This is a genomic window from Lactiplantibacillus argentoratensis (assembly GCF_037290055.1).
Lineage (GTDB): Bacteria > Bacillota > Bacilli > Lactobacillales > Lactobacillaceae > Lactiplantibacillus > Lactiplantibacillus plantarum.
Window position 1 is genome coordinate 906,694 of the sequence record NZ_CP147647.1, and the last position, 13,771, is coordinate 920,464.

General features: G+C 46.3%; 11 protein-coding genes. 10 read left to right on the forward strand and 1 reads right to left on the reverse strand.

Going from position 1 to position 13,771, the window contains the following annotated elements; translation table 11 throughout:
- Nucleotides 1–9: 9 nt before the first annotated feature.
- The 8 genes from citC (at nt 10) to V7R88_RS04270 (ending at nt 9,470) form a co-directional block, all read left to right on the forward strand.
- Nucleotides 10–1,065 (forward strand): [citrate (pro-3S)-lyase] ligase, encoded by a 1,056-nt coding sequence (citC, locus tag V7R88_RS04230; RefSeq protein ID WP_003645518.1) that lies wholly within the window; start codon nt 10–12, stop codon nt 1,063–1,065.
- On the forward strand, nt 1,055–1,345 hold the full coding sequence (gene citD / locus V7R88_RS04235) for a citrate lyase acyl carrier protein (RefSeq protein ID WP_057717902.1): 291 nt from the start codon (nt 1,055–1,057) through the stop codon (nt 1,343–1,345). The genes citC and citD overlap by 11 nt, the downstream gene beginning before the upstream one ends.
- The gene (gene citE, locus V7R88_RS04240; protein ID WP_054396308.1) at nt 1,345–2,259 is read left to right on the forward strand and encodes a citrate (pro-3S)-lyase subunit beta; all 915 of its coding nucleotides are present in this window, start codon (nt 1,345–1,347) and stop codon (nt 2,257–2,259) included. The genes citD and citE overlap by 1 nt, the downstream gene beginning before the upstream one ends.
- Nucleotides 2,249–3,787, forward strand: coding sequence for a citrate lyase subunit alpha (citF, locus tag V7R88_RS04245; RefSeq protein ID WP_003641305.1), 1,539 nt, complete (start codon nt 2,249–2,251; stop codon nt 3,785–3,787). Before citE ends, citF begins: the two co-directional genes overlap by 11 nt.
- 1,158 nt (nt 3,788–4,945) lie before the next feature.
- Entirely contained in the window at nt 4,946–6,328 is a 1,383-nt protein-coding gene (locus V7R88_RS04255) for a class II fumarate hydratase (protein WP_054396306.1), read from the forward strand.
- Nucleotides 6,329–6,502: 174 nt separating this feature from the next.
- The gene (locus V7R88_RS04260) at nt 6,503–7,891 is read left to right on the forward strand and encodes a flavocytochrome c (protein ID WP_152707157.1); all 1,389 of its coding nucleotides are present in this window, start codon (nt 6,503–6,505) and stop codon (nt 7,889–7,891) included.
- A 164-nt stretch (nt 7,892–8,055) separates the two neighbouring features.
- Nucleotides 8,056–8,592, forward strand: a complete 537-nt coding sequence (citX, locus tag V7R88_RS04265) for a citrate lyase holo-[acyl-carrier protein] synthase (protein ID WP_003644113.1) — start codon at nt 8,056–8,058, stop codon at nt 8,590–8,592.
- Nucleotides 8,589–9,470, forward strand: a complete 882-nt coding sequence (locus V7R88_RS04270) for a LysR family transcriptional regulator (protein ID WP_003641316.1) — start codon at nt 8,589–8,591, stop codon at nt 9,468–9,470. Before citX ends, V7R88_RS04270 begins: the two co-directional genes overlap by 4 nt.
- 176 nt (nt 9,471–9,646) lie before the next feature.
- On the opposite strand, the gene V7R88_RS04275 is transcribed toward V7R88_RS04270, so the two are convergent.
- A complete protein-coding gene (locus V7R88_RS04275; RefSeq protein WP_152707158.1) occupies nt 9,647–10,549 on the reverse strand; it encodes a LysR family transcriptional regulator in 903 nt (300 codons plus the stop codon).
- 174 nt (nt 10,550–10,723) lie between these two features.
- On the opposite strand from V7R88_RS04275, the gene V7R88_RS04280 reads away from it, so the two are divergent.
- Both V7R88_RS04280 and V7R88_RS04285 read left to right on the forward strand, forming a co-directional pair.
- Nucleotides 10,724–12,367, forward strand: coding sequence for a malolactic enzyme (locus tag V7R88_RS04280; RefSeq protein WP_152707159.1), 1,644 nt, complete (start codon nt 10,724–10,726; stop codon nt 12,365–12,367).
- A 41-nt stretch (nt 12,368–12,408) separates the two neighbouring features.
- Complete coding sequence (locus tag V7R88_RS04285) at nt 12,409–13,380, forward strand: AEC family transporter (RefSeq protein ID WP_054396299.1); 972 nt, start codon at nt 12,409–12,411, stop codon at nt 13,378–13,380.
- Nucleotides 13,381–13,771 lie beyond the last annotated feature (391 nt).

Below are 13,771 nucleotides of genomic sequence, written 5' to 3' on the forward strand. Positions count from 1 at the left end.
GGTTGTCTGATGGCAGCGCAAGTTGTTGAAATGCAATTAAATAATCCGCACGAGCATGCCCAGTGGCAACAATTCTTAACGTCATTAGGGATTACTAATTTTAGCCCGCAAGAGGTTGAACATATTGATGTGACCTTAGGATTGATCGAGGATGGCCAACTTGTTGGGACCGGATCGTTAGCTGGCAACGTGCTTAAATATGTGGGTGTCTGTAATAAGAATAGTCAGCCGGGGGCCCGGTTTAATCAAATCGTGAGTGCACTGGTCAATCGGCTGTTTCAAGCACAGATCTTTCATATGATGGTATTTACCAAGGCCAAGTATTCAGCGAGTTTTCAACACGTAGGCTTTAAAGAATTAGCTCATTCGGATGAAGCGGCCGTATTAGAAAACGGCGCACCGGATATGACGGATTTTGTCAAACAGTTGCCGATGATTCCCAACCAAGCACAACAGCGTGTCAGCGCGATTGTCATGAATGCGAACCCGTTTACGCGGGGACACCGCTATTTAGTGGAACAAGCCGCGGCGGTCAGTGATTTAGTTTACGTCTTCGTCGTTGCGACAGATGCGAGTCTATTCCGTACGGCCGAGCGCGTTAAGCTGGTTCAACAAGGAACAGCCGATTTGGCCAACGTTCGGGTCGTCAGCGGGCAGGACTATCTCGTGAGTGCAGCGACCTTTCCAGCCTACTTCTTGGATTCAGCGGCGAGTGCAATTGAAGCGCAGACGACGTTGGACGCCCGGATCTTTAAGCAGCAACTTGCACCAGCACTGCACATTACGACCCGGTTCGTTGGTAGTGAACCGACGTCGCGGACGACTGCGATTTATAACCGAGTTTTGCAGCGTGAATTACCACCGGCAGTTGCTGTACGAGTGATATCGCGAACGACGGTGGCTAATCAACCAATTTCGGCGCGGACTGTTCGGCAACGGATTCAAAGCGGCAACTTAACTGAGTTAAACCAACTGGTACCGGCAACAACGGCCCAGTTTATAAAAAATAACCTAACAACATTACAAGCGCGAATTCAGAAAGGAATGAAAATTGATGGAAATTAAGACAACGGCAGTCGCCGGAACCTTGGAATCATCTGATATTCAAATTATGTTAATGGCGGGACACAACGGCATTCAAATCGACCTTGAATCAGATGTTATCAAACAGTTCGGGGCACAAATAAAGCACGTGATCACGACGACGCTTCAACAATTGAATATCGATAATGTGAAGGTGCGCGCTGTCGATAAAGGGGCGTTGGACTGCGTCATTAAAGCGCGGACTATTACGGCAGCACAACGGGCGTTAGAAACCACGACACCAGCATGGGAGGTATTATAATGGCTGAAAATGAAGAACGCTTACGGCGGACAATGATGTTTGTACCTGGTAATAATCCAGCCATGGTGAAGGATGCCGGGATTTACGGTGCGGACTCGATCATGTTTGACTTGGAAGATGCCGTCTCAATGGCTGAAAAGGACGCGGCCCGGGTGCTGGTTTACGAAGCGTTAAAAACGCAGAACTATGGCAAGGCTGAATTGGTCGTCCGGATCAATGGCTTAGACACCAAGTATTACGCTGATGATGTCAAAGCGATGGTCAAGGCTGGTATTGACGTTATCCGTTTACCAAAAGTCGAATCGGCTGCCATGATTCAAACGTTGGAAAAGGATGTCGCGGCAGCTGAAGCTGAATTTGATATTCCAGTCGGTACGACTCATTTGATGGCCGCAATTGAAAGCGCTAAGGGCGTGCTTAATGCCCCGGCAATCGCGGCAGCCTCGGATCGAATGATTGGGATTGCCTTGTCAGCAGAAGATTATACGACGGACATGAAGACCCACCGTTATCCTGATGGCGCGGAACTGGAATTTGCCCGTAACATGGTGCTTCACGCCGCTCGTGCTGCTGGCATTGCCGCGTTCGATACGGTCTTTACAAACATGGCCGATCCCGATGGCTTCTACCGTGAGACGCGGCATATTCATCAATTAGGATTTGACGGTAAATCATTGGTCAACCCGCGGCAGATCGCAATGGTCAATTCAGTCTATGAACCAACCAAGGATGAAGTTATTAAGGCCCAAAAAGTTATCGCCGCGATTGAGGAAGCCCGGATCAAGGGTTCTGGTGTTATTTCCATGAATGGTCAAATGGTGGACCGGCCCGTCGTTTTGCGGGCCCAACGTGTGATGAGCTTAGCTAAAGTTTCTAACTTACTCGATGAGGAGGGCAATTACATTGAAAAATAGCGTAGACCGCGAATTACCAGCAGAATTAATGACGAAGTTAAATTACCAAGGCTTTGAATCGACCGAAATCGGACATCCTGAAATTCAACGGGTGGCCCCCAAAGTTCATGTTTCAACAGGGGACAACAAAGTCGTTGATTCCGTTGCTGACGTGGTAAAAGCCACTGTCAAAGATGGTATGACGATTTCATTTCACCATCATTTTCGTAATGGGGATTTCGTCTTCAATCAAGTGATGCGGGCCATTATTGATGCCGGTATTAAAGATTTGACCTTGGCGCCATCCTCCTTAACGGGCGTGATGAATGATATGGTGATCGAAGCAATCAAGGCTGGAACGATTACGAATATTACTAGCTCGGGGATGCGGGGCTCTCTTGGGGACTTCGTTTCACACGGTGGTTTAAAGAATCCCGTAATCTTCCGTTCTCATGGTAACCGAGCCCGGGCCATTGAACATGGTGATATTAAAATTGATGTGGCCTTTCTAGGTGTGCCGAATGCTGACCGACTAGGAAATGCGAACGGGATGGCCGGTAAAGCAGTCTTTGGTTCCTTAGGTTACGCCCTGATGGATGCGCAATACGCCAACCAAGTTGTCTTATTGACCGATAATATTGTGGCTTATCCAAATACACCGGCCTCAATTAAACAGACGCAAGTCGATTACGTCGTGCAGGTCGACCAAGTTGGTGACCCAGACAAGATTGGTTCAGGTGCGACGCGCTTCACCAAGGACCCAAAGGAATTGAAGATTGCCCAGACCGTTAATGATGTGATCGTGAACTCACCATACTTTAAAAACGGCTTCTCATTCCAAACTGGTTCCGGCGGTGCTGCGTTAGCTGTCACTCGTTACTTGCGGCAAGCAATGCTTGATAATCAAATCAAAGCCTCGTTTGCACTTGGTGGTATTACGAAACCAACCACTGATTTGCTTGAAGAAGGGTTAGTTGACAAAGTCATGGATGTTCAAGACTTTGACAAAGGGGCGGCAGCATCGATGCACGCCAATCCTAATCAACAAGAAATTGACGCATCATGGTACGCTGACCCTGATAATAAAGGCGCAATGGTTGATCAATTGGATGTTGCCATTCTGAGTGCGTTGGAAATTGATACGCACTTTAATGTCAACGTCATGTCTGGTTCGGATGGTGTGATTCGTGGCGCCATTGGTGGACATCAAGATGCGGCTACGGCCAAACTGACCATTATCTCTGCACCACTTGTCCGTGGTCGGTTAGCGACGATTGTGCCAGAAGTAACAACCGTTGTCACGCCAGGGGATTCCATTGATGTGGTTGTGACGGAATACGGGATTGCCATCAACCCGCGGCGTCAAGACCTAGTTAAAGCACTCAGCCATGTCCCAGGTGTGCCGGTCTATACGATTGAAGAATTACAGCAATTAGCCGAAAAGAAAGTCGGCCAACCCCAACCACTTGAATTTACAGATCGCACCGTTGCCTTGATTGAATATCGCGATGGCACGATTATTGATACGATTAAAGCGGTGAAGGACTAAAGTATATTGATGACAAAAATGACCCGGTTTATTACTAACTGGGTCATTTTTATTTATGGTGAATTGAAATGAGTTAAGCAGGGCAGTTCTATTGCAAGTGTGACAAAATTTTGGTTTTATAATGAAAGTGAGTCTTAATTAGCGATGCTATTTGTCAGCCGGTGTGTGTCCTATTCCGACTTCCGGGGCTGGGTGACAATTGCTGGAATGCAGCCGACGTCGATTTGAGCTAACGCACAACCTGCGTCATCTCAAATACGAGTCTTATTCTAAGCCGGAAGAAAGGCACTTCCGACTAAGAATAATTTGGCTACTGAGCATTGTCACCCAGCCCCTACAGTCGGGAACCCGCTCGAATGGCTGATGAACGGCCACCTAACTGGGTACAATTGGTCGTTGGCCATTTTGATACGGGAACTTTGAGCGAGACATTAGGGTTACCCTAACCACTTTGTTGAGGAGTTCTATTATTATTATAGTAATTCCGAATTAGCGAGCTACCCTAATATCTTTGCGACCTAACAGTTGACTGACAAAATTACTGTTTATGAAAAACAATGACAAATTCATCAAAAGTTGGGTACATCTTCGTCCGCCATTCGAACACTGTTCCGACTGAAAGGCGTTTCTGCCAATGCTCAGCGGTGAAATTCCACTTAGCAAGCGTTTCTGGCTTGGTTAGTGGAAGACCAGTATTTAAGACGTGGGTTGCGGCTTAAATCTGTGTCCACCGCGTTCCAGCAATTGGCAGAAATGCCTGGAAGTCGGTGTAGGACGAACTGGCTAAGCATATTTACCCTAATTCGAATTTTTTCCAGCGGGTCTAAGCTGGTTTGGTCTCGTTTAATCATGACTCGCTATTTTGTGATTTGGCATATTTGAGCCGATTAAGTAATCAAAAATGACGATTACGAGTAAAATTGGTCAACAGAAATAAATTGGAACATGTGAATAAATAAACATTTTTATCAAACACACAGTTACCGCAAACTTTCAGCGCTAAACGACTGTTATATCAACCTCATAATTAATACTTATAGCTAAAACTGAGTTTGACTATAGCTATATGGGGGCGCTAAACTAGGTTTATAAACTAAATGTTATTTTTTTCACACACTTAGTAAGCGCTTACCAACACATTAATTGGAGGTTATCAACATGACAGAATATCGAATTGAATCAGATACTTTAGGCGAAGTTAAAATTCCTGCGAACGCCTTATGGGGTGCTCAGACAGAACGGAGTCGCCATAACTTCCCAACTGGTACGAAGATGCCGTTGGAAATGATTCGAGCACTACTTCAAATTAAGCGGGCCGCAGCGATTGCGAATAAAGAAGTTGAAGCAATGACTGCGGAAAAAGCTGATTTAATCGTGGCTGCCATTGATAAGTTATTAGCGCTCGACGATGAAGATTTGCGTAAGGACTTTCCGCTAGTTGTTTACCAAACTGGTTCGGGGACGCAAACGAATATGAACGTTAATGAAGTGGTCGCACACATGGCTGGTAAGATCAATCCTGATATTGAAATCTTGCCGAACGACGATGTCAACCATGGTCAAAGCTCCAACGATATCTTCCCGACGGCGATGAACATTACGGCCGCCGTTGCCGTGGATAAGCTGATTGCCGCAGCGGAACACTTATTAGCGGAATTGAAGCTCAAACAAAAGAAGTACTGGCGGGTAGTAAAGATCGGCCGGACCCATCTTCAAGATGCAACGCCATTAACTTTTGGCCAAGAAGTGAGTGGTTGGGCCAGTGCGATTGAACATGATATTGCCTACTTAAAACAGTTGAATCCAACGTTAGGCGAGCTTGCCATGGGTGGGACCGCCGTTGGGACTGGTCTAAACGCTGCCCCTCATTTTGCTGAAAACATTGCTGCGGCGATGAGCAAATTGTATGGAATTGAATTTACGGCTGATTCCAATAAGTTCTATGGTCTGGCTCATCATTCTGGCTTGAACGTGGTTCACGGGGCCATCAAGACCTTAGCGGCTGATCTGATGAAGATTGCCAATGATGTGCGGTTCTTGGCAAGCGGTCCACGGGCCGGTTATGACGAATTAAACATTCCGGCTAACGAACCCGGCTCATCAATCATGCCTGGGAAAGTTAACCCAACCCAAGCTGAAGCCATCACGATGGCAGCGGTACGAGTTATGGGGAATGACGTGGTCGTCGATTTAGCTTCTAGCCAAGGTAATTTTGAAATGAACGTTTACAAGACCGTTTTGATTGATGCCTTCCTTGAATCTGCTGAATTGTTAGCTGGAACGATTACCGGCTTCACTGACCGGATGATTGCAGGTTTGACGGTCAACCAAGACCGGATGGCAGAATTAGTCGACAGTTCCTTGATGACGGTTACGGCATTGTCACCACACATCGGCTACCATGACAGTGCAATGATTGCTCAAGCAGCTGAAAAAGCGGGGACGACATTGCGTGAAGCAGCCATCAAGTCCGGCAAAGTCACGGCGGAACAATTCGATGAATGGATGGTTCCACTGGATATGACGAATATTGATGATTAAGCTAAAATAAGGATTGATCGTGTGTTGAACTACTGACGCGGATCAACGTGGCGCGGGTCATTGTTCCTAGACTTGGAATGGTGGCCCGTGTCCAGTTAATGACAATAATAAATTAGATTTTGGTTCCGTACTGGGGAATACCCCCGGTCGAATTGAGAGGAGAAGTGGCAATTAATGGCTGAAAAGTTTACATTTACACCAACCGCATTAGCGGATTTAAAACCGAACTATGACGTAGTGATCATTGGATCGGGGGGCGCTGGTTTGACGGCGGCCATCCAGGCCCACGAACTGGGGCTGAACCCGGTTATTTTAGAAAAAATGCCGAAAATCGGTGGTAACACCACCCGGGCTTCATCTGGTATGAATGCGGCGGAAACCAACGTCCAATTGCATCATCATATTGTTGATAGCTTTGGTGATTTCTACGGCGAGACCCTTAAAGGTGGCGGCGGCATGAATAACCAAGCATTGTTGAAATTCTTCACGGAACACAGTGCGCTCGCAATTGACTGGTTAGCAGACCACGGTATTAAGTTGGACGATTTGACGATTACTGGTGGGATGAGCGTCATGCGGACCCATCGGCCGAGTTCAATGGCCCCAATTGGTGGTTTCTTAGTCACTGAGTTGTTGAAACAGGTCGCAGCTGCTCAGTTACCACTCTTCACGGATGTCAAAGTCGATGAGCTAATCGTCGAAGCCGGCAAGATCAGTGGTGTTAAGGCAACGACTCCGGATGGCGCTGTCACGATTACGGCTGGAGCCGTCTTGTTAGCAACCGGTGGCTTCGGTGCGAATAAGGCCCTATTAGGCCAGTATCGTGATGACCTTAAAAATTATCAGACGACTAATCAGCCGGGTGCGACCGGTGACGGGATTCTGTTAGCGCAAGCTGTTGGGGCTAAGTTGGTCGATATGGATCAAGTCCAAGTTCATCCAACGGTCCAACAGGATACGGATCACGCTTATTTAATCGGTGAAGCGGTTCGGGGCGAAGGTGCGATTTTGGTCAATAATCAAGGGGCTCGTTTCGTCAATGAACTCGACACCCGTAAGAACGTGACGGCTGCCATCGATCAACTGGGTGGTACTGGTGCTTACTTGATCTTTGACCGCGGCATTCGTGACCGGGTCAAGGCGGTTGAATTTTACGATCACATTGGCCTGGTAAAGACTGGTGCTGATCTGGAAACACTCGCGACTGAGACCGGCTTAGACGCTGCGACGCTTAAACAGACGGTGGCTGACTGGAATCAGGCAGTCGCTAACCATAATGATGCGGCCTTTAACCGGACGACTGGGATGGATCGCGATATTGCGGCGGGACCGTTCTACTCAATTCACATTGCGCCAGCTGTTCACTACACGATGGGTGGGATTGCCATTAATCCAGCAACCCAAGTGTTGAATCAGGACGAACGACCGATTGCCGGCCTGTTTGCAGCCGGTGAAGTGGTCGGCGGTCTCCACGGCAATAACCGGATTGGTGGTAATTCAATCGCTGAAACGGTAATCTTTGGCCGGCAAGCCGGACAACAAATGTTCAAATATTTACAATAAGTTATTTTGACTAACCCAAATCAATAGTCCATGCGCTTGAGTAATCGGTGCGTGGGCTATTTTTGATTTGGGCTGTAGTTAGAGACCAAAGAAATTAGTTTAAAAATCGACTAATTTCGGTTAAGCTGGAAATATAACAAATATATAGGAAGAAAGTGACAAGCATGGCGACGATTTTTACAACCGGTGAACCGCAAACAATCACGGCAATGCTAGCAGCCCGTGATCAACGGGTCGCGTATCAGCAACAGTTGACAGCGACTAACCCCCGGGCCACGATTGCGGCAATCAAGTTGAATATTCCGGGACCGATTAAGAATAACGCTGCACTACGACGGTTGTTTTTGGCCGGTGTCCAGCGGTTTGAAGCTGAGTTGTCGACATACACGGTGGCAGCTGATTGGAATCATCCGGCGGGTAATGAGCGGTTCTTGATTCTGACGACTGACTTTGCGACTAGCAAACGGCTGGCGGTCGCTTTTGAAGAACACGATCCGTTAGGTCGCTTATATGATATTGACATCTTACAAGCGGGTTCACAGCGCGCGCTGTCGCGGACGGATTTGGGGCTGCCGAAGCGCCGTTGCTTATTATGTCACCGTGAAGCCAAGGATTGCGCGCGTTCACGGCGGCATTCAGTGGCTGAGCTACAGCAAAAGATTGCGGCGATGTACATGAAGGAATTTGGTGAGCGCGGATGAATACACGTGATTTAGATTATTTTCGGGCGTTAGTTGATTGCCAAAATTATACGATGGTCGCCAAGCAGTTTGCGGTCTCACAACCGGCAGTGACTCAAGCAATTCATCGGTTGGAAAAAGAGTTTGCAGTCAAACTGGTGATTCAAGACCGTCGCCATCAACAGACAAATATTACCCGGGCCGGTCAGCTGCTTTACAAGAATGCACGCCAGATCCAGGCCAGTTTGCAACTTGCTCATCGCGAAATTCAGAGTACGTTACAGACTGATATTCGTTTTGGCTTACCACCAATTATTGGCACTTTATATTTCCCTCAAATTGCGGAAAAGTTACTTCAGAACGGGTTACTGCAACAGTTAAAAATAACGGAAACGGGCTCAGATGAGCTATTGCGTAAGTTAGTGCATGGTGAGATCAACATCGCGTTATTAGGGTCCTACTTACCATTTGATTTGCCGACAGTTCGTGCGGTTCACTTAGGGGCACGGCCATTCAGTATTATCGTGAGTCCTCAAAATAGTTTGGCGAAACAAGCCGCCGTTAGTTTTAAGAATCTCGGTCAGGCACAGTTCATTGGATTGGATGGCAAATACGTGCACCCACAAGCCTTCCGAGCCTATTGTGACTTTGCCGGGGTACATCCAGAAGTTATCTACCGGACCCCCGATATCTCATGGGTCAAAGCCTTAGTTAAAGCCAACTTGGGCATTAGCTTACTGGTTCGTGATGTGGTTAAAGCGGATGATGGCGTCGTATGTTTGGAGATCAAAGATCAATTGCCGGTCAGCTTCAATATCTCGGTGGTCACACGGGCCGGGTACTTACCAACCACTGATGAACAACGGTTTATTGATCAATTACTTAAAATGAAGATTTAAACGTCGCGACTGAGCCATCTGTCTAAGTGAACAGCACGATTCCTTGAGTGGTTCAACTTTTACTTTGAGATTGACGTGTCTTCACGATTGTTTCATTTGGATATATTGCAATTTGTAATGATTACGAAAACTGCACCACCCTCACAGACTATTCTGTAAGGGTGGTGCAGTTTTGCTTAATCGGTCTGATCAGCGTCAACCGCTAATGTTTCGTGCAAAATGGTCAGTAGCTGTTGCTGCACGGGGGTCAGAATATGGGTTGTTCGGTAGACGATGCTTGTGATAAATTCAGGGGGTTCAATGTCCATCAATTCCAGTCGTACGACGTCAGTACGGTAGTGATCGACGATTTTGGTAAAGAAACCGATGCCGACATTTTCACCAATCAATTTCATTAAAACGTGGGTATCGTTGGAACGAAAGACGATGTTGGGGCGAAAGTGATTCCGGCGCGTGAGTTTGTTGAAGGCCGTATTATGGATGAAATTACTATTAAAGAAAACAAATTTTTCACGTCGTAGTTCGTTAAAGTAGACCCGTTTACGTTGTGCTAACGGATGTTGCTTGGACACGTAGATACAGAAGGGCTGACGGTCAAATTCTTCGGCAATCAACGTTTGGTAAGCGAGCGGCTCCACCGAACCAAGCAGGGTCATGTCAACGCGACCGTCCCGCACAGCGTTACGTAGCCAGATCGAGCCCCCCTCAATGGTTTCGAGACCGACTAATAGCCCTTCCGCGGCCAATCGGGCACCGATTTTTGGAAAATAATGGTTTTCAATAATTGGCGGTAATCCTAAAATCAGTCGATTTTGGGATAGATTGTCGATTTCTTGGTGGGCGAGGCGTAACTCATGTAAAACGATTTTAGCGTGTTCAGCAAGTTGCGCCCCACTAGCAGTGACGTGTAACGTATTTTTAACACGGTCACGAATCACGAGCGGTGCCCCGAATTCAGACTCCAGGCGTTTGATTGCGGTGGTCACAGTTGGTTGGCTCACACCGAATGTTTTCGCAACTTTTGAAAAATTTTTTTGAGAAATTAATTCATCGAAATAAGCCAAGTCTTTTGTGTTCATCTTTATTCCTTTCTAAATCAGCTTTTGTAGCGACCTTATTTAATATATTTATATCATATCATAGTTTTGACTATAACATTTTACTGGCATTACAGTATTACTTGTAAATTGATAGGACGTTTTTCCTAGCAATGAAAATTGATGAAAATGTAAATTAATTAGGAGGCCGCAGTAATGACAAAAACTGCAAGTGAAATTTTAAATAACCCATTCTTAAATAAAGGCACTGCCTTTACCAAAGAGGAACGTCAAGCACTTGGCTTGACGGGGACGTTACCAAGCAAGGTTCAAACAATTGATGAACAGGCGACGCAAGCTTATGCCCAATTCAAGAGCAAGCCTAGTCGTTTGGAACAACGGATTTTCTTAATGAATCTCTTTAACGAAAACCGGACTCTATTCTTCCATTTGATGGATGAACACGTGGTTGAATTTATGCCAATCGTTTATGATCCCGTCGTTGCCGATTCCATTGAACAATATAATGAATTGTTCTTGGACCCACAAAATGCGGCCTTTGTTTCCGTAGATGCACCTGAAGATATTGAAGCAACTTTGAAGAATGCCGCGGACGGCCGTGATATTCGCTTAGTCGTTGTGACGGATGCTGAAGGTATTCTTGGTATGGGTGACTGGGGCGTTAACGGTGTTGATATTGCCATTGGTAAATTAATGGTTTACACCGCCGCTGCCGGCATTGACCCATCACAAGTACTGCCAGTTAGCATCGATGCTGGAACGAACAACCAGAAATTATTAGATGATCCATTGTATCTTGGTAACCGGCACAAGCGTGTGTCCGGCGAACAATACTATGACGTGATCGACAAGTTCGTTGCTGCTGAACAACAATTATTCCCAGATTCATTGTTACACTTTGAAGATTTCGGTCGCGACAATGCGCAAGTAATCTTGGACAAGTACAAGGATCAAATCGCAACCTTTAACGATGATATCCAAGGAACCGGGATGGTTGTTTTAGCTGGTATCTTAGGTGCATTGAACATTTCAAAGGAAAGCATCAAGGACCAAAAGATCTTATCATTTGGTGCCGGAACGGCCGGTATGGGAATTGCCAACCAAATCTTGGATGAATTGATGCAAGCTGGTTTAACAGAAGAAGAAGCTAAGCAACACTTCTACGCTGTTGATAAGCAAGGTTTACTATTTGACGACACGGAAGGTTTAACCCCAGCCCAAAAAGCCTTCACGCGCAAACGGAGTGAATTTAGCAACGCTGACGAATTAACCAACTTGGAAGCCGTTGTTAAAGCCGTTCACCCAACCGTTATGATTGGGACATCGACTCAGCCTGGTACCTTTACTGAAAGCATCATCAAGGAAATGGCGGCGCACACGGAACGGCCAATCATCTTCCCACTTTCTAACCCAACCAAGTTAGCAGAAGCTAAAGCGGAAGATTTAATCAAATGGACGGATGGCCGGGCCTTAGTTGCCACGGGTATCCCAGCTGATGACGTTGAGTACAAGGGTGTTACTTACCAAATCGGTCAAGGAAACAACGCCTTGATGTACCCTGGTTTAGGATTTGGCTTGATTGCTTCAACAGCCAAGGTGCTGAACGCTGAAACCCTGTCAGCAGCCTGCCACGCATTAGGTGGAATCGTGGATACATCGAAGCCAGGTGCCGCAGTCTTGCCACCAGTTGCGAAGATTACTGAATTTTCAGAAAAATTAGCTGAAGTCGTGGCACAAAGTGTTATCGATCAGAAGCTCAACAAAGAACCAATTGCGGATGCTAAACAAGCGGTTGCTGATATGAAGTGGGTCCCAGAATACCGGGCCATCAGCAAATAGTGTCGGTAAAATAAGAGAATTGTAAGAGGGTATAAGAGCACATGGGAGTTTTATGGAATTCAATTCAAAGCGTCTTAGTTGTCGTTTTGATTATGATATTAGGTTTCGTCCTACGACGAGCAGGTTGGTTTGATGATAAGTTTGCTGGAACGATTTCCAAATTTATTAAGAACATCGCTTTGCCAGCATCGATCTTCGTATCTGTGCTGAGCCGACTTACTCGTGGGCAGCTAGGATCATTTGCAGGTTACTTGGCATATGCCTTTCTAGCCGTGATTATTGGCTACTTGATTGCCTTTGCGCTAGTTAAAATTATGCGGGTTCGTCCAGGTCGTAAGGGGATTTTCATCAATGCGATCGTCAACGCCAACACGATTTTCATTGGGTTACCTTTGAATATTGCGCTGTTCGGTGACAAGAGTATGACGTATTTCCTTGTTTACTATATTGTGAACACCGTTTCGACGTGGGCATTCGGGGTCTTCTTGATTTCAAACGACGACCCGACGAAGTCCAAGGAAAAGACGCATAACAAGATTGACTGGAAGAAAGTTATTCCAATGCCATTGGTTGGTTTCTTAGTTGCGTTAATCTTCTTACTACTAAATATCCCAATCATGAAGGTATCATTCGTTAGTTCAACGTTGACTTACGTTGGGAACCTAGTAACGCCACTTTCCTTGATCTACATCGGGATCGTGTTGGCCGACGCTGGTCTGAAGAGTATTCGTTTCGACCGTGATACGATCGTTGCGTTGATTGGTCGCTTCATCTTGTCACCAGTCATCATGATTCTTGTCTTGATGGTTGCTGGTAACCTCGGTGCTAGCTTCCCAACCTTAGCATCGCAAACATTGATCGTTCAATCAGCAACGCCAATGCTAGCTGTGCTACCAATCTTGGCGAACGAAGCACATGGTGACGTGGAATACGCCACTAACATCGTGACAACGAGTACCGTGTTGTTCATCGTAGTTGTGCCAGTCTTGATGACCTTGATTCAATATATCTAAAGCTTATTTAGAAGCATTCCGGTTGAGAGAGACGGAATGCTTCTTTTTTTGTTTGCAATTAGGGTGGTGAGAAATGGCGCACCGAGACTGGCACAGTTAGGTGAGTGAGACTCGGAGTGCTTGCAGGTTGAACCGTCAAAAACCAAGCTCAAGGTCGGTCAATGAATAGTTCTTGGCGAGCAGGACCCTTAGCAACCGACTGACCGCCTAATGTGTTAGCGTGCAACGTCAGTCTGAGATGGTCGCCGGACACGGCAGCAACTGGATGAATAAAACAATGATAACCAGTGGCCAGTAATAGGGTGGTTAGATTAAAATTAACAAATCTTATGAATTATTAATAAATTTGTTTAAAATGACTAATGACGTAAAACGCTGTCTTGACCGGATT